The organism is Micromonospora sp. WMMD1076 (genome assembly GCF_029581475.1).
Classification (GTDB): domain Bacteria; phylum Actinomycetota; class Actinomycetes; order Mycobacteriales; family Micromonosporaceae; genus Micromonospora; species Micromonospora aurantiaca.
Genome location: NZ_CP120862.1, coordinates 1,575,828 through 1,592,238, shown reverse-complemented (window position 1 = coordinate 1,592,238; position 16,411 = coordinate 1,575,828). Strand labels below are relative to the sequence as shown.

Here is a 16,411-nt window from a genome sequence, read left to right as displayed (position 1 = left end):
GTCCGGGCCGACGTCGGCGCGGGTGACGGCTGTCATTTCTTGCGCAAGGAATGCTTGACTCTTGCAGTGCGATGGCGGCATTCTGCTACGACACCCTGCGCCGCACCAGAAGCCGCCACAGAACGGGATCGACACCGATGACCACCGCCCCCAGCACCGCCCCACGCACCGCCGACGACGACTGGTGGCGGTCCGCGGTCGTCTACCAGGTGTACGTCCGCAGCTTCGCCGATGCGAACTCCGACGGTGTGGGTGACCTCCAGGGCATCCGGCAGCGCCTGCCGTACCTGCGCGACCTCGGTGTGGACGCGCTCTGGCTGACGCCGTTCTACACCTCGCCGCAGGTCGACGCCGGCTACGACGTGGCCGACTACCGCGACGTCGACCCGCTGTTCGGCAACCTGACCGACTTCGACGAGATGATCACCGACGCGCACGCGCTCGGTCTGCGGATCATCGTGGACATGGTGCCGAACCACACCTCCAGCGCGCACCCGTGGTTCGCCGCCGCGCTGGCCGCCGGACCGGGTTCGCCGGAGCGTGAGCGCTACCTGTTCGCCGACGGCAAGGGCGAGCAGGGCGAGCTGCCGCCGAACGATTGGGAGAGCATCTTCGGTGGTCCGGCGTGGACGCGCGTGGTCGACGGCCAGTGGTACCTGCACCTGTTCGACCCGGCCCAGCCCGACCTGAACTGGCGCCATCCGGAGGTACGGGCCGAGTTCGAGGACGTGCTGCGCTTCTGGCTGGACCGTGGCGTGGACGGCTTCCGGATCGACGTGGCGCACGGGATGATCAAGGCCGAGGGCCTGCCGGACGTGGGCTTCAACTCGATGACCACCGGCCAGCGCCAGTCCGAGCTGCTCGGCAAGGGCCGGCTGCCGTACTTCGACCAGGACGAGGTGCACGACATCTACCGCGCCTGGCGGCCGATCCTGGACAGCTACCCGGGCGGCCGGATGGCGGTCGCCGAGGCGTGGGCCGAGACGCCGCAGCGGCTGGCCCGCTACATCGGCCCGGACGAGCTGCACCAGGCGTTCAGCTTCGACTTCCTCGACGCCACCTGGTCGGCCGACTCGTTCCGCAAGGTGATCGACACGGCGCTGGCCGAGTCCACGATCGTGGGCGCGCCGACCACCTGGGTGCTCTCCAACCACGACCGGCAGCGACACGTCACCCGGTACGGCGACGGCGAGGTCGGCCTGCGCCGTGCCCGTGCCGCCGCACTGCTGATGTTCGCGCTGCCCGGCTGCGCGTACGTCTACCAGGGCGAGGAACTGGGCCTGCCGGAGGTGCTGGACCTTCCCGACGAGCTGCGTCAGGACCCGGCGTTCCGGCGTACCGGGGAGAGCCGGGACGGCTGCCGGGTGCCGATCCCGTGGGGCGGCGAGCTGCCCCCGTACGGCTTCGGGCCGGACGGCAGCGAGCTGAGCTGGCTGCCGGCGCCGGCGACCTGGCGGTCGCTGTCGGTGGCCGCCCAGACCGGGGTGCCCGGCTCGACGCTGGAGCTGTACCGGACCGCGCTGCGTGCCCGGCACGAGCACCCGGCGCTGGCCGGCCTGGACGCCATCACCTGGCTGGAGACCGAGCCCGGCGTCCTGGCGTTCCGTCGCACCGCCGGGGACGCCGAGGTGACGTGCGTGGTGAACATCAGCGGCGCCGGCGTGACGGTGAGCGGCTACGGCCGCCCGCTCGTCGCCAGCGCCGAACTCACCGAGCGGGGCGACGGACACGTCCTGCCGGTGGACGCGGCTGCGTGGTTCGAACGGCGCTGAGCCGGGTAACCCGCCAACGACCTGGCCGTCCGTTGTGCCCCGCGCCGACGGGCGGCTGGGCTGCCGACCCCTTGTGGTGGGGGGTGAGGTGGCCCCGGCCCCTCGGGAGTCCGCTCCCGGGGGGCCGGCGTCCATCGAGCACGGACACGTGGTGCTGAGCCTCCTCAGCCGCCCTTGGCGGTGAGCAGCGCGGCGATCCGGGCGAACCCGGCCCGGATCTCCTCCCGGTCGGGTGCCTCCGCCGGTTCGGGCTCCGGATCGCGTTCGGCTGCGCGTTCCAGTTCCTCGTCGATGACGTCCTCGAAGTCGCCGTAGAGGTCCGCCTGGTCGATCTCGGCCGCCTCGTCCTCGGCGGCGATCTGCGCGGCCGCGATCTCGCCGCGGATCTCCTCCGGTGTGAGCGCCGGCAGCAGCGGCTCCACCACCGCCATCAACTGCTCGTCGGCCACCACCGCCTCGGCCAGCGCCAGCGCGTGCCGTCGCTCGTACGGGCCGCAGACCACCGGCTCCCAGTCGTCCTCGGCGCCGAGCGGGCCGAACGTGATGATCCACGGCAGACCCCGGATCGGGGAGTCGTCCGGCAGGTCCAGTGTCACGAGTGCGCCCACCGGCCCATCATGGTCGCCGCGCATCGGCCCGGGGAACGCAATCATCGGACTCTCCCCGCTTCGGGGACCACGCTCAGCCACGCGTACCGGCGTCCAGCGCCGCGCGGACCAGCGCGACCGCCCGCTCCGGCGCGACGCCCAGGCGACGCGCCTCGGCGGCGTACTCGGCGGCGGCCCGGTGCAGCCGGTCGGTGGCGTCGTCCCGGCCGGGGGCGACCACTGTGCCGTGCCGGCCCCGCGTCTCCACCAGCCCGGCGCCCTCCAGTTCCCGGTACGCCCGCGCCACCGTGTTCACAGCCAGCCCCAGGTCGGCGGCGAGCTGCCGCACGGCCGGAAGCCGGGTGCCCACCGGCAGCCGCCCGTCGCCGATGCGCGCGGCGAACTGCGCCCGCACCTGCTCGTACGGCGGCACCGCCGACTCGGCGTCGATCCGGATCCGCGCGCTCATCCCGCCCCTCCCGGTGTGCCCGGTTCGGTCTCGTCGTCGAGCACGTCCGCCTCCACGTCCACCTCCCGGGCACCGCCCTCGGCCAGGTCCACCACCCGGCCGTACCGGCTGGTCGCGGCGAGCGCCGCGCCGAAGAGCACCAGCTGGTTGAGCAGGTAGAGGTAGAGCAGCAGGCCCACGGCGGTGGCGACCACCGTGTACGCGGGGTTCCGCTCGGTGCGTACCACGTAGTAGCGCCCGACTGTGTTCAGCAGGGTGATCCCGACGGCGATGGTCAGGACCGCCGGGCGCAGCCGGCGCCGGCTCATCCGCAGCCGGGGCACCGCGAGCAGCAGCGCGGCGGCGAGCACGGCGTTGACGAGCACGCTCAGCAGCGCGCTCATCGTGGTCAGACCGACCGAGCCGGTGCTGCGCAGCAGGAAGCGCAGCAGCGACTCCAGCGCGTCCACGGCGGCGACCGAGACGAACAGCAGCACGAAGACCGCGACCAGCACGCCCAGGTCGACGAGCCGCCGCACCACGAGGTTGCCGGGCTGCTGGTTGAAGCCGTACATCAGCCGCTGCGAGGAACGGATCGCCTCCACCCAGCCGATGCCGGTGAAGACCAGGATGACCAGGCCGACCACGCCGACGGTGCCGCTGCTCTCGGCGATCTGCGCCGGGTCGAGGAAGGGCAGGTTCTCCTCCAGGAAGTGGGCCGCGGCGCGGCTGACCTCCTCGTTGTCCCGGAGCACCGCGCCGAAGACCCAGTACGCGACGAGCGCGAGCGCGAACACGGCGAAGAAGCCGTAGTACGCGATGGCGGCGGCGAGCCGCCCGGCGAGCAGGTCGGCGTAGAGCGTCCCGGCCCGCCAGACGTGGTCGAAGACCGACGAGCGGCTCCGGGCCGCGTCGATGCGGCGCCCCACCGCCGCCTCGATCCGGCCGAAGACGTTCACCCCGTCATCCTCGCCGATCTCCGCCCGTGGCGGAGGGGCCCCGGCCGGTCGGATGTTCAGCTGCGGCCGCCGAGCCGGAAGTCGCGGCGGGGCTGCCACCGGGTCGCCCCGCTGTGCGAGAACAGCGTGAACGCGTCCACCTGGAACAACGCGGAGAAGTCGGCGAGATCCTCGTACGCCTTGTCGAGCACCTCGGGTGGCACGTCCTGCGCGACAGTGACGTGCGGGTGGTACGGGAAGCGCAGCTCGCGCCGCAGTTCGGGGGCCGAGTTGATAGCGGCGGCCAGCAGCTCGCACTCGCTGATCCCGGCCGCCACCGCCACGAACACCACCTGGGTCACCGGGCGGAACGTGCCGGTGCCGCGCAGGTGCAGCGTGAACGGCAGGTGCGCGGCGGCGACCCGGTCCAGGTGTTCCTCGACTGCGGGCAGCGCGCGTCCCGGGATCTCGGTGGGCCCGAGGAGGGTGACGTGCGCGGGGACGGCGAGCGGGTCGCCGGCCTCGACCCGGCGGCGGGTGAGCAGCCCGCCCCAGGGCTCGGGGACGTCGACCGCGATCCCGATCTGGATCGTGTCCGCGCCGCCCGGCGCCGTGTCACTGCCCGCCACGTCGCGCGCCACCCCTCCGGTCACCGGCTGCGTCACCCGTTCCCGCCCGTCCGGGCCGTTACTCGAACCGCACCGGCGGGAAGAAGCCGACCCGCTCGTACGCGTCCCGTAGCGTCCCGGCGGCCACCGGCCGGGCCTTCTCCGCGCCCCGCGCCAGCAGCTTGTCGAGCTGGGCCGGGTCGTTCAGGTAGGCGTTCGTGCGTTCCTGGATCGGCGTGACGAAGTCCCGCACCACCTCGGCGAGGTCCTTCTTCAGGTCGCCGTAGCCCTTGCCGTCGTACGCGGCGACCAGATCGTCGACGGACCGGCCGGAGAGGGCGGAGTAGATCGTCAGCAGGTTGGTGACGCCCGGCTTGCCCTCGGCGTCGAAGACGATCTCGCGGCCGGTGTCGGTGACCGCCGAGCGGATCTTCTTGGCCGACCGGGCCGGGTCCTCCAGCAGGTCGATGATGCCGGCCGGCGAGGACGACGACTTCGACATCTTGGCCGTCGGGTCCTGGAGGTCGGTGATCTTCGCGGTGTCCTTCACGATGTGCGGGGAGGGCACGGTGAAGGTGCTGCCGAACAGCGAGTTGAACCGCTGCGCCAGGTCGCGGGAGAGCTCCAGGTGCTGCCGCTGGTCCTCGCCGACCGGCACCGCGTTCGTCTGGTAGAGCAGGATGTCCGCGGCCTGGAGGATCGGGTACGTGAACAGGCCGACGCTGGCCCGCTCGCTGCCCTGCTTCTGCGACTTGTCCTTGAACTGGGTCATCCGGCCGGCTTCGCCGAAGCCGGTGATGCAGCCGAGCACCCAGGCCAGTTGCGAGTGCTCGGGCACCTGCGACTGCACGAACAGCGTGCTGCGCTCCGGGTCCAGGCCGAGCGCGAACAGCTGTGCGGCGGCGAGCCGGCTGCGGCGCTTGAGCACCTTCGGGTCGTGCCCCGCGGTGATCGCGTGCAGGTCGACGACGCAGTAGAAGGCGTCGTGGCTGTCCTGCAACGCCACCCAGTGCCGCAGCGCGCCCAGGTAGTTGCCGAGGTGGAACGAGTCGGCCGTCGGCTGGATGCCGGAGAAGACGCGCGGGCGGGCGGGTACGTCGGACATGGCGGCAATTCTGTCAGCAAGCCCCGGCGTCCGTCATGACGGGCCGGTGGATCGGGCGGGTACGGGTGGAAGCGGACCGTTCACCTCGCGCCGGGGTTCGGGCAGCCGTGCGGCGGAGACCGCCAGGCGGGACACCCGCCGGCCGTCGAGCGTGAGCACCCGCAGCAGCCAGCCCGCCGGATCGGCGGGGACCGGTCCGGTGGCCGGGTCGACAGCCACCGGCACCTCGTCGCCCGCCACCGGCAGCCGGCCCAGGACGGCCATCACGTACCCGCCCACCGTCTCGTACGGCCCGGCGGGCAGCGCCACTCCGGTGCGCTCGGCGAAGTCGGTGAGGTTGAGCCGGCCGTCGACGACGGCGGGCAGGCCGGTGGGCTCCGGTTCGAGCGGGCCGTGCTCGTCGTCCCGGATCTCCCCGACCAGTTCCTCCACCAGGTCCTCGCACGTGACGATGCCGGCGGTGCCGCCGTACTCGTCGACGACGACGGCCAGGTGGTGGCCCTCCCGGCGCATCTCGGTGAGCGCCGCCAGCACGCGCTTGCTGTCCGGCAGGCGCTTCACCTCCCGGATCAGGTCGCCGACCAGCAGCGGCCGGTCCGTTTCCGGGCGCAGCAGCACGTCCCGCAGGTGCACCATGCCGACCACGTCGTCGTGGGTGCCGTCGACCACCGGGTAGCGGGTGTGCGGACCGGCCCGGACCAGCCGCTGGGCCTGCGCCAGCGGGAGCGCCGCGCTGAGGAAGACCACCTCGGTGCGGGGCACCATCACCTCGCGGACGAACCGGGCGCCGGCGACCAGCACCTCGTCGATGATCCGCCGTTCGTCCGGGTCGAGCAGCGTGTTCGCCGCGACCAGGTCACGTAGCTCGGCTTCGCTGATCCGTTCCCGCCCGGCGGTGGGGCTGGCCCCGAGCAGGGCGGTCACCAGGCGGATGGCGCCGTCGGCGCCGCGCACCACGAGCCGGGCCACGGTGCGGGCCAGCGGGCCGGGTTCGCGTCGGGGCCGCCCCGACGGTCGCCGCCGGGGCCCGGGACCACCACCCTCCCGCATGAGAAGGATGGTAGACAGCGGCCACCGTACGCTCGGCCCGATGTTCGGATCTGTTCAATCGTGAAGGATTATGATGGAATATAGGTGGGCTCAACTCGACAGCCGTGACACAGCCCCCGGCCGTAGGGTGATCACGGGACGGCCGCCGCGGGACGCGGCCCAGGCAGGAGGACCGACGTGAAACTGCTCGTCACCGGCGGCGCCGGCTACATCGGCAGCGTGGTGACCCGGATGCTGCTCGACCACGGCCACCAGGTGACCGTGCTGGACGACCTGCGCACCGGTCATCGGGAGGCCCTCTCCCCCGACGCCACCCACGTCGAGCTGCCGGTGCACGAGGCCGCCCGGGTGCTGACCCCCGGCGCCGGGTTCGACGGGGTGCTGCACTTCGCCGCCCTGATCGCCGCCGGCGAGTCGATGATCCGCCCCGAGCTGTACTGGCACACCAACACGGTCGGCTCGATCGCGCTCATCGACGCGGTCCGCGCCGCCCGGGTGCCCCGGATGGTCTTCTCCTCCACCGCCGCCGTCTACGGCAACCCCACCGAGCTGCCCATCCCGGAGACCGCCGTCAAGGCCCCCACCAGCACCTACGGCGCCACCAAGCTGGCCGTCGACATGGCGCTCACCTCCGAGGCCATCGCGCACGACCTGGCCGCCGTCTCGCTGCGCTACTTCAACGTCGCCGGGGCGTACCTGCGCGACGGGCTGGCCATCGGCGAGCGGCACGACCCGGAGACGCACCTCATCCCGATCGCGCTCGACGTGGCCGCCGGGCGGCGGGAGAAGCTCCAGCTCTTCGGCGACGACTACCCCACGGTCGACGGCACCTGTGTGCGCGACTACATCCACGTGGAGGACCTGGCCCGCGCCCACCTGCTCGCGCTGGACGCGGCCACCCCGGGCCGGCACCGCATCTACAACCTGGGCAACGGCAACGGTTTCACCAACCGGCAGGTGGTCGACGTGGTCCGCGAGGTCACCGGGCACCCGGTGCCGGTCGAGGTGGCCCCCCGCCGTGAGGGCGACCCGGCCGAGCTGGTCGCGTCCTCCGCGCTGGCCCGCGACGAGCTGGGCTGGACGCCGGCCAAGCCGACCCTGCACGACATGGTCGGCGACGCCTGGGCGTTCTACCGCGAGCAGTCCGCGTGAGCGCAGAGGGCACGCCGGCCGGCACGACGGTCGCCGACCGCGCCACGGCCGGCTTCCGGCAGCGGTACGGCGCCGAGCCGGCGGGCCGCTGGGCGGCTCCCGGCCGGGTCAACCTGATCGGCGAGCACACCGACTACAACGACGGCTTCGTGCTGCCCTTCGCGCTGCCGCTGCGTACCGTGGTCGCCGCCGCGCCCGCCCCCGACGGACGCTGGACCGTCTGGTCGGAGCTGGACGACGAGCCGGTCGAGTTCGGCGCGGCGGAGGCCGGCGAGCCCGGCCGGGTCGACGGCTGGGCCGCCTACGTGGCCGGGGTGGTGTGGGCGCTGCGCGCCGACGGCCACGACGTGCCGGGCGCGCGGCTCGCCGTCGCCTCCGACGTGCCGGTCGGCTCCGGGCTCTCCTCGTCGGCGGCGATCGAGTCGGCGGTGCTGGCCGCGCTGGTCGACCTCGGCGGGCTCGACCTGCCCGCCGGCCGGTGGCCGCGGCTCGCCCAGCGGGCCGAGAACGACTACGTCGGCGCGCCGACCGGGATCATGGACCAGTCCGCGGTGATCCGCGGCCGGGCCGGACACGCGCTGTTCCTCGACTGCCGCACCGAGGAGATCGAGCAGATCCCGTTCGACCTGGACGGCGCCGGGCTGGCCGTGCTGGTGATCGACAGCCGGGCGCCGCACCGGCACGCGGACGGCGAGTACGCGGCCCGGCGCAAGAGCTGCGAGCGGGCCGCCGCGACGCTCGGCGTGACAGCGCTGCGCGACGTCGACGTGGCCGGCCTCGACGCCGCACTGAAGCGGCTCGACGACGACGAGACCCGCCCCCGGGTCCGGCACGTGGTGACCGAGAACCAGCGGGTGCTCGACACCGTCGCGCTGCTGCGCGCCGGCCGGGTCCGCGACACCGGTCCGCTGCTGACCGCCTCGCACGCCTCCATGCGCGACGACTTCGAGATCACCGTCCCGGAGATCGACACCGCGGTCGAGGCGGCGCTGGCCGCCGGGGCGTACGGCGCGCGGATGACCGGCGGCGGCTTCGGCGGCTGCGTGCTCGCCCTGGTCGACGCCGAGGCCGCCGACACGGTGGCCGCCGCCGTCACGGAGGCGTACGCCGAGCGCGGCTTCACCGCCCCCGGCACACTCACGGTGCTCCCGGCCGGCGGCGTCACCCGCCTGGACTGAGGTGTAAGGAAGGGCCCCTTATTAACGCCTGCGGTAGAGGAGGGGCCCCTTGTTAACAGCGCACTGTTAACAAGGGGCCCCTCCTTACACCCAGGGTCAGCCGGCCTCGACGATCATGCCGGCGCCGACCGTACGGTTCGTCGACTCGTCGATGATCACGAAGCCGCCGGTGGTGCGGTTGCGGCGGTACTCGTCGGCCAGCAGCGGAACCGTGGTGCGCAGCCGGACCCGGCCGATCTCGTTGAGCTTCAGCTCACCGGCCGTCTCGTCGCGGTGCAGCGAGTTGATGTCCAGCCGGTAGTGCAGCCCGCGCACGATCGCCCGCGCCGAACGGGTCGTGTGCTTGATCGCGTACTTGCCGCCGACCTGCAACGGCCGTGTCTCGTCCATCCAGCAGACCATCGCCTCGATGTCCTGCACGGCCGTCGGGGCGTTGTTCGGCCGGCAGATCATGTCGCCGCGGGAGATGTCCAGCTCGTCGGTCAGCCGGACCGTCACCGACATCGGCGGGAACGCCTCGTCCACCGGGCCGTCGGCGGTCTCCACCGCGGCGATCCGGCTGGTGAAGCCCGACGGCAGCACCATCACCTCGTCGCCCGGCTTGAGCACGCCGGAGGCCACCTGACCGGCGTAACCCCGGTAGTCGGTGACGGTGGTGGACTGCGGTCGGATCACGTACTGCACCGGGAACCGCACGTCGACCAGGTTGCGGTCCGAGGCGATGTGCACCCGCTCCAGGTGGTGCAGCAGCGACGGGCCCTCGTACCACTGCATGTTCTCCGAGCGGGTGACGATGTTGTCGCCCTGCAGCGCGGACACCGGCACCACTGTCAGGTCCGGCACGTCGAGCTTCGCGGCGAACGCGGTGAACTCGTCCGCGATCCGCTCGTAGACCTCCTGCGACCAGTCCACCAGGTCCATCTTGTTCACGCACAGGACCAGGTGCGGCACCCGCAGCAGCGAGCAGAGGAACGCGTGCCGGCGGGACTGCTCCACCAGGCCCTTACGCGCGTCCACCAGGATCAGCGCCAGGTCGGCGGTGGAGGCGCCGGTGACCATGTTCCGGGTGTACTGGATGTGCCCCGGGGTGTCGGCGATGATGAACTTCCGCCGCGGCGTGGCGAAGTAGCGGTACGCCACGTCGATGGTGATGCCCTGCTCCCGCTCGGCGCGCAGGCCGTCGGTGAGCAGCGCCAGGTTCGTGTACTCGTCGCCCCGGGCCGCGCTGACCGCCTCGACGGCGGCGAGTTGGTCACTGAACAGCGACTTGGTGTCGTAGAGCAGACGGCCGATCAACGTCGACTTGCCGTCGTCGACGCTGCCCGCGGTGGCGAACCGCAGCAGGTCCATCGGCCGCGCGGTCTCGCTCTCGGCCGGGGCCAGGGTCTCGACGCTCATCAGAAGTAGCCCTCTCGCTTGCGGTCCTCCATGGCGGCCTCGCTGACCCGGTCGTCGCCGCGGGTCGCGCCGCGCTCGGTGATCCGCGTGGCGGCCACCTCCTCGATCACCTTCTCCACCGTGTCGGCGTCCGAGCGGACCGCCGCGGTGCAGGAGGCGTCACCCACGGTCCGGTACCGCACCTGGGCCTTGAACGGCTGCTCACCGGCGCGGGCCCGGAAGAACTCGTTCACCGCGTAGAGCATGCCGTCGCGCTCGATCACCTCGCGCTCGTGCGCGTAGTAGATCGACGGCAGCGGGATCCGCTCCCGCTCGATGTAGTGCCAGACGTCCAGCTCGGTCCAGTTCGACAGCGGGAACACCCGGATCGACTCGCCCGGGTGGTGCCGGCCGTTGTAGAGCGCCCACAGCTCCGGACGCTGGTTCTTCGGATCCCACTGGCCGAACTCGTCGCGGAAGCTGAACACCCGCTCCTTGGCCCGCGCCTTCTCCTCGTCGCGCCGGGCACCGCCGAACAGCGCGTCGAAGCGGTGCTTCTCCACCGCCTCCAGCAGCACCGGCGTCTGGATCCGGTTGCGCATGCCGTCGGCCGACTCGCGGACCAGGCCCTTGTTCAGCGCCTCCGGCACGCTCGCCACGATGAGCTGCAGGCCCAGCTCGGCCACCCGCTGATCGCGGTAGTCGAGCACCTCGGGGAAGTTGTGCCCGGTGTCCACGTGCATCACCGGGAAGGGGATGTTGGCCGGCGCGAACGCCTTCTGGGCCAACCGGAGCATCACGATCGAGTCCTTGCCGCCGGAGAACAGCAGCACCGGCCGTTCCATCTCGGCGACGACCTCGCGCATCACGAAGATGCTCTCCGCCTCGAGCGCGTCGAGGTGCGACACCTGGTACGCGGCGGGGGCCGTCATGACACGAACTCGATTCGCACGGATCCGTACATCGGATTCCAGACCTTTCAGGTCGGACTCGTGAAGAAGAACGCTCAGGTTACCCGGAATGCCGCTGCAACGCCGCAAGCAACCGACTCGCGAGATCCTTGCGGCAGACCAGCAGATCCGGTAGGCGCGGGTCGGCCCCGTTGTATTTCAGCGCAGAACCGTCGATCCGGGAAGCATGCAGACCGGTGGCCGTCGCCACAGCGACCGGAGCGGCCGAGTCCCACTCGTACTGACCGCCCGCGTGGATGTACGCGTCGACCTCACCCGTGACCACGGCGGCGATCTTCGCGCCCGCCGAGCCCATCGGAACCAGATGAGCGCCGACGTCCTCCGCCAGGTCGGTCAGGAAAACCGGCGGACGGCTACGGCTGGCCGCCAACCGGATGACCCGCGCGCCGCCCCCGGTGGCCGCCTCCACTGTCATCGGCGGGTACGCCGGCGGGTGGTCCGTGCCGAGCACCCGGTGCTGAGCCGGGAGCGCCACCGCGCCCGCCACCAGACCGTGCGGCCTCGACGCGTTACGCGACCAGAGCGCCACGTGCACCGCCCAGTCCGCGCGCCCCTCCTCCGCGTACTCCCCGGTGCCGTCCAGCGGATCGATGATCCAGACCCGGTCCGCGGTCAGGCGCGACAACGCCGCGTCGGTCACCTCCGCCGTCCAGGCCAGCCGCGACCCCTCGTCCTCCTCCGACAGCACCGCGTCCGCCGGCCGCCACTTCGCCAGCTCGGTGCGGATCAGGTCGTGCGAGACCTTGTCACCGGCCGACCGGAGCGCGCCCGCGTCGGCGAAGCCCATCTCCGCGCGCAGGGCCGTCAGCGCCTGACCGGCCCGGGACGCCAGCCACCGGGCGAACCCGCCGTCGATCATCGGAGGACTGCCCATGCTGCTCCCGTCACCCGCCTTCGCATCCCGTCGCCCGAGGCTACCGGCCGGGCTCCGCCCCGCCGGTCAACCCCCGTGGTACAGGTTCTGCGTCGGCTCCACGCCCTTGAGAACAACCGACTCCACCACGTCCGCCGCGCGGTCCACCAGGAACTCCAGCTCCTTGCGCTCCGCCGGGGAGAAATCCGAGAGTACGTAGTCAGCCGGGTCCTGCCGGCCCGGCGGCCGGCCGATGCCGAACCGCACCCGCACGTAGTCCTTCGTGCCGAGCGACTTCGACATCGAGCGCAGGCCGTTGTGCCCGCCCTCGCCGCCGCCGCACTTCACCCGCACCTGCCCGTACGGAATGTCCAGCTCGTCGTGCACCGCGATCACGTGCGCCGGCGGGATCTTGTGGAACTGTGCCAGCCCGGCCACCGGACCGCCGGAGAGGTTCATGTACGTCAACGGCTTCAGCAGCACCAGCTTCGGACCGCCGAACCCCAGCCGCCCCTCGGCGGCCTCGGCCATCGCGCGCTTGTGCCGCCCGAACCTCGCGCCCACCCGGGCCGCCAGCAGGTCGGCCACCATGAACCCGACGTTGTGCCGGTTGCCCGCGTACTCCCGGCCGGGGTTGCCCAGGCCGACCACCAGCCACGGCCCCGCCTCGTCCGTCACCCGACGCCCCTTCCCGCTCGCTCGCCCGACCAGCCGTCCCGATACGCCGACAGGCGCCCCCGGGAACCGGGGACGCCTGTCGCACAGCCTTGCGGACCGGTCAGGCCTCGGTCTTCGCCTCGGCCGGGGCCTCCTCGCCCTCGGCGGCCGGAGCGCCCTCGGCACCCTCGGCGGTCTCCTCGCCGACCTCGGCCTCGGCCTCCTCGGTGGCCTCCTCGACCTCGGGGAGGGTGGCCTCGAGCTGCTCGGCGGTCGGCGCGGCGGTCACCGAGGCGACAGCGGTCTCCTCGTCGGTGGCCAGCTCGACGCCGGCCGGCAGCTCGACGTCGGCGGCGGTGATCGTGGTGCCCGGCTCGGCGCCCTCGATCGAGGCCTCCAGGTGGTCCGGCACCTTGGTCGCGTCGGCGGTCACCGACAGCGTGTCGTGGTCGTGCACGATCAGCGTGTCCTTCGCGGCCTCACCGGTCAGCTGGACCGGGACCTCGACGGTGACCTTCTCGCCGCGGCGGACCAGCAGCAGGTCCACGTGCTCGAAGGTGTCCTTGATCGGGTCACGCTGGATCGCCTTCGGCAGCGCCAGCACCTGGGTGCCGTCGCTGACCTCGATCGCGAAGAGCTGGTTCGCGCCGCCCTTGCGGATCGCGGCGGCGAACTCCCGCGCCGGAAGCGCGATGTGCTTGGGCTTCTCGCCGTGACCGTACAGCACGGCGGGCACCTTGCCGGCCCGGCGGGTACGACGGGCACCACCCTTGCCGAACTCGGTACGGGGCTCGGCGCTGATCTTTACCTCGGACACGGGGAAACTCCTGATGCTTCGCTGCGGCGGCTTGTCGTCTGGCGGTGCTGGGGCGAGGGGCTCGCTGGGGCTAGGGTCATGAACGACCGCCCGGAGCACCGCGTCGATGACGGCGCCTCCGTGCGGTGCTTGTCAGCAGCCCGCCGGGCACCCTCGCCGTGGCAACCGCACCAGTCTACCCGAGGGAATTCCCGGCTCTCCGGCAGTCCCCCATATCACCGCCCCGCCGGTTTCCGCAGGGCATCGGCCCGGCCGCCGGGAACTCCCGGCGGCCGGACCGCGCGCTCAGCTCAGGCCACCGAACAGGGTGGTCACCGAGCCGTCGTCGAAGACCTCCCGGATCGCCCGCGCCAGCAGCGGGGCGATCGACAGTACGGTCAGCTTGTCCAGCTGCTTCTCCGACGGCAGCGGCAGCGTGTTCGTCACCACGACCTCGCTGATCGGGCTGTTCTTCAGCCGCTCCGTCGCCGGGTCGGACAGCAGCGCGTGGGTCGAGGCGACCACGATCTCCGCCGCGCCCTGCTCCTTGAGGATGTCCGCCGCCTTGGTGATCGTGCCACCGGTGTCGATCATGTCGTCCACGATCAGGCACACCCGGCCCTCGACCTCACCGACCACCCGGTTCGCCACCACCTGGTTCGGCTTGAGCGGATCACGGGTCTTGTGGATGAACGCCAGCGGGCAGCCGCCCAGCCGGTCGGTCCAGCGCTCGGCCACGCGCACCCGGCCCGAGTCCGGCGCGACCACAGTCATCGGCCGGCCCGCGTACTTGTGCTCCACGTACTCGGCCAGCACGTCCATCGCGAACAGGTGGTCCACCGGGCCGTCGAAGAAGCCCTGGATCTGCGCGGTGTGCAGGTCCACGGTCAGGATGCGGTTCGCGCCCGCCGTCTTCAGCAGATCCGCGATCAGCCGCGCCGAGATCGGCTCCCGGCCGCGGTGCTTCTTGTCCTGCCGCGAGTACGGGTAGAACGGCAGTACCACGGTGATCCGCTTGGCCGAGCCGCGCTTCAGCGCGTCGACCATGATCAGGGTCTCCATGACCCAGGTGTTCACGCCGTGCGTCACGGACTGCACCACGAAGGCGTCCGAACCACGGACCGAGTCCTTGTACCGTACGAAGATCTCGCCGTTGGCGAAGTCGTACGCGTCGGCCGGCGTCGGCGCGACGCCGAGCACCTCACCGATCTCCTTGGCCAGCTCCGGAAAACCCCTCCCGGAGAAGAGCATCAGGCTCTTGCGGTTTTCGGCGACGATGCTGCCCATGGGCCCGTCTGCTCCCGTATGTCGGTGGTGCCCGGCGGCGGTGGGGCCGGGGACTGTTCGGTTGCAGTATGCCCCCGGTTCAGCGATCCACCCACGGCCCGCCGATCCCCGTGGATTCAGTCACCTTCGCTTGCGGCGCCGCCCGTGTCCGACGCACCCTCACCGGCCCGCCGCGCCGCCTCGGCGGCGTCCGTACCGGCCCGCTTGCGCAGCACCCAGCCCTCCACGTTGCGCTGCTGACCACGCGCCACAGCCATCGCGCCGGGCGGAACATCCCCGGTGATCACCGAACCCGCAGCCGTGTACGCGCCGTCGCCCACCCGTACCGGCGCCACGAACATGTTGTCCGCTCCGGTACGGGCGTGACTGCCGATGGTGGTGTGGTGCTTGCGTACCCCGTCGTAGTTGACGAAGACGGTGGCCGCGCCGATGTTGCTGTGGTCGCCGATCGTCGCGTCGCCCACGTACGACAGGTGCGGCACCTTCGACCCGTCGCCGATCGACGCCTTCTTGGTCTCCACGAACGTGCCGACCTTCGCCTTGCGGCCCAGCCGCGACTCCGGCCGCAGGTACGCGTACGGGCCGACGCTCGCCTGCGGGCCCACCTCGGCGCCGAGCGCGTGGCTGCGCACGATGCTCGCGCCCGCGCCCACCACCGTGTCGACGAGCGTGGTGTCCGGGCCGACGAGCGCGCCCTCGCCGACCACCGTGGCGCCCTGGAGCTGCGTGTTCTGGTCGATCACCGCGTCCCGCTCGACGGTCACCGTCACGTCGATCCAGGTGGTGTGCGGGTCGAGGATGCTGACCCCGGTACGCATCCAGCCCTCGTTGACCCGGTCGCGCAGCAGCCGGCGCAGCGCGGCCAGCTCGACCCGGTCGTTGCAGCCGAGCGTCTCCACGTGGTCGGCGGCGCAGTGCACAGCCACCGGCTCGCCGGCGTCGCGCAGCAGCGCGAAGACGTCGGTCAGGTACTCCTCGCCCTGGTCGTTGTCGGTGGAGAGCTTGCCCAGCGCCTCCCGCAGGCGAGCCGCGTCGAACGCGTAGATGCCCGCGTTGATCTCCCGCAGCGCGCGCTGCTGGGGGGTGGCGTCCCGCTCCTCGACGATCTGCTCCAGGCGCCCCTGCACGTCTCGCACGATCCGGCCCAGGCCGGTCGGGTCCGGCACCTCGGCGGCCAGCACTGTCGCCGCTGCGGCGGCGTCCTCGTGCGCCTCGACGAGCGCCTGCACCGTCTCCGGCCGCAGCAGCGGCACGTCGCCGTTGATCACCACGACGGTGCCGGTCGCGTCCGGCACCGCGTCCAGCGCGATGCGGACCGCGTGCCCGGTGCCGAGCTGGCGCTCCTGGAGCACGGGGGTGGTGCCGGGTGCGACCTCGGTCAGGTGCTCCCGGACCTGGTCGGCGCCGTGGCCGACGACGACCACCGAGCGGTCCGCGCCGAGCGGACCGGCCGCGGCCAGGACGTGACCGAGCAGGGTACGGCCGAGCAGCGGGTGCAGCACCTTGGGCAGGGACGACTTCATCCGCTTGCCCTCACCGGCGGCGAGCACGACAACGGTGCGGAGGTGGGGCTGGGACACGACGTGGCTCTCCCGTCGGGACGGCGACAGTCTCGCGGTCATGCTAACCAGG

The 16,411-nt window shown here is 72.2% G+C and carries 16 protein-coding genes; 3 read left to right on the top strand and 13 right to left on the bottom strand.

The genetic code is table 11. The features are described from left to right. Positions 1–137: 137 nt before the first annotated feature. Positions 138–1,772 (top strand): glycoside hydrolase family 13 protein, encoded by a 1,635-nt coding sequence (locus O7622_RS07920; protein ID WP_282312614.1) that lies wholly within the window; start codon positions 138–140, stop codon positions 1,770–1,772. A gap of 164 nt (positions 1,773–1,936) precedes the next feature. On the opposite strand, the gene O7622_RS07915 is transcribed toward O7622_RS07920, so the two are convergent. The 6 genes from O7622_RS07915 to O7622_RS07890 all read right to left on the bottom strand — a co-directional run bounded on the left by O7622_RS07915 (position 1,937) and on the right by O7622_RS07890 (position 6,508). After that, positions 1,937–2,380 (bottom strand): hypothetical protein, encoded by a 444-nt coding sequence (locus tag O7622_RS07915; protein ID WP_282312613.1) that lies wholly within the window; start codon positions 2,378–2,380, stop codon positions 1,937–1,939. Between the two features lie 73 nt (positions 2,381–2,453). After that, positions 2,454–2,828 carry a GntR family transcriptional regulator gene (locus O7622_RS07910; protein ID WP_013283968.1) on the bottom strand — a complete coding sequence of 125 codons (375 nt, stop codon included), beginning with the start codon at positions 2,826–2,828 and terminating at the stop codon, positions 2,454–2,456. Continuing rightward, positions 2,825–3,766, bottom strand: coding sequence for a YhjD/YihY/BrkB family envelope integrity protein (locus tag O7622_RS07905; RefSeq protein ID WP_282312612.1), 942 nt, complete (start codon positions 3,764–3,766; stop codon positions 2,825–2,827). Before O7622_RS07905 ends, O7622_RS07910 begins: the two co-directional genes overlap by 4 nt. 56 nt (positions 3,767–3,822) lie before the next feature. Next, on the bottom strand, positions 3,823–4,398 hold the full coding sequence (locus tag O7622_RS07900) for a 2'-5' RNA ligase family protein (protein WP_282314078.1): 576 nt from the start codon (positions 4,396–4,398) through the stop codon (positions 3,823–3,825). A gap of 34 nt (positions 4,399–4,432) precedes the next feature. Next, positions 4,433–5,458 (bottom strand): tryptophan--tRNA ligase, encoded by a 1,026-nt coding sequence (gene trpS / locus O7622_RS07895; RefSeq protein WP_282312611.1) that lies wholly within the window; start codon positions 5,456–5,458, stop codon positions 4,433–4,435. Between the two features lie 33 nt (positions 5,459–5,491). Further along, positions 5,492–6,508: a hemolysin family protein gene (locus O7622_RS07890; RefSeq protein ID WP_282312610.1), complete on the bottom strand. Its 1,017-nt coding sequence runs from the start codon at positions 6,506–6,508 to the stop codon at positions 5,492–5,494. A 177-nt stretch (positions 6,509–6,685) separates the two neighbouring features. Here O7622_RS07890 and galE point away from each other — a divergent pair, with 177 nt between their 5' ends. Together galE and galK are read left to right on the top strand one after the other, a co-directional pair. Beyond that, on the top strand, positions 6,686–7,660 hold the full coding sequence (gene galE, locus O7622_RS07885; RefSeq protein ID WP_282312609.1) for a UDP-glucose 4-epimerase GalE: 975 nt from the start codon (positions 6,686–6,688) through the stop codon (positions 7,658–7,660). Further along, positions 7,657–8,838 (top strand): galactokinase, encoded by a 1,182-nt coding sequence (gene galK / locus O7622_RS07880; RefSeq protein ID WP_282312608.1) that lies wholly within the window; start codon positions 7,657–7,659, stop codon positions 8,836–8,838. Before galE ends, galK begins: the two co-directional genes overlap by 4 nt. A gap of 96 nt (positions 8,839–8,934) precedes the next feature. On the opposite strand, the gene O7622_RS07875 is transcribed toward galK, so the two are convergent. The 7 genes from O7622_RS07875 to glmU all read right to left on the bottom strand — a co-directional run bounded on the left by O7622_RS07875 (position 8,935) and on the right by glmU (position 16,401). Beyond that, positions 8,935–10,236 (bottom strand): GTP-binding protein, encoded by a 1,302-nt coding sequence (locus O7622_RS07875; RefSeq protein WP_282312607.1) that lies wholly within the window; start codon positions 10,234–10,236, stop codon positions 8,935–8,937. Then, the gene (cysD, locus tag O7622_RS07870; protein WP_282312606.1) at positions 10,236–11,147 is read right to left on the bottom strand and encodes a sulfate adenylyltransferase subunit CysD; all 912 of its coding nucleotides are present in this window, start codon (positions 11,145–11,147) and stop codon (positions 10,236–10,238) included. Before cysD ends, O7622_RS07875 begins: the two co-directional genes overlap by 1 nt. Before the next feature lie 79 nt (positions 11,148–11,226). Further along, on the bottom strand, positions 11,227–12,060 hold the full coding sequence (locus tag O7622_RS07865; protein ID WP_282312605.1) for an inositol monophosphatase family protein: 834 nt from the start codon (positions 12,058–12,060) through the stop codon (positions 11,227–11,229). A 66-nt stretch (positions 12,061–12,126) separates the two neighbouring features. Beyond that, positions 12,127–12,717, bottom strand: a complete 591-nt coding sequence (pth, locus tag O7622_RS07860; protein WP_282312604.1) for an aminoacyl-tRNA hydrolase — start codon at positions 12,715–12,717, stop codon at positions 12,127–12,129. 100 nt (positions 12,718–12,817) lie between these two features. Then, positions 12,818–13,513 (bottom strand): 50S ribosomal protein L25/general stress protein Ctc, encoded by a 696-nt coding sequence (locus O7622_RS07855; protein WP_013283957.1) that lies wholly within the window; start codon positions 13,511–13,513, stop codon positions 12,818–12,820. 285 nt (positions 13,514–13,798) lie between these two features. Beyond that, on the bottom strand, positions 13,799–14,779 hold the full coding sequence (locus O7622_RS07850) for a ribose-phosphate diphosphokinase (protein WP_013283956.1): 981 nt from the start codon (positions 14,777–14,779) through the stop codon (positions 13,799–13,801). 116 nt (positions 14,780–14,895) lie between these two features. After that, complete coding sequence (glmU, locus tag O7622_RS07845) at positions 14,896–16,401, bottom strand: bifunctional UDP-N-acetylglucosamine diphosphorylase/glucosamine-1-phosphate N-acetyltransferase GlmU (RefSeq protein WP_348774055.1); 1,506 nt, start codon at positions 16,399–16,401, stop codon at positions 14,896–14,898. Positions 16,402–16,411 lie beyond the last annotated feature (10 nt).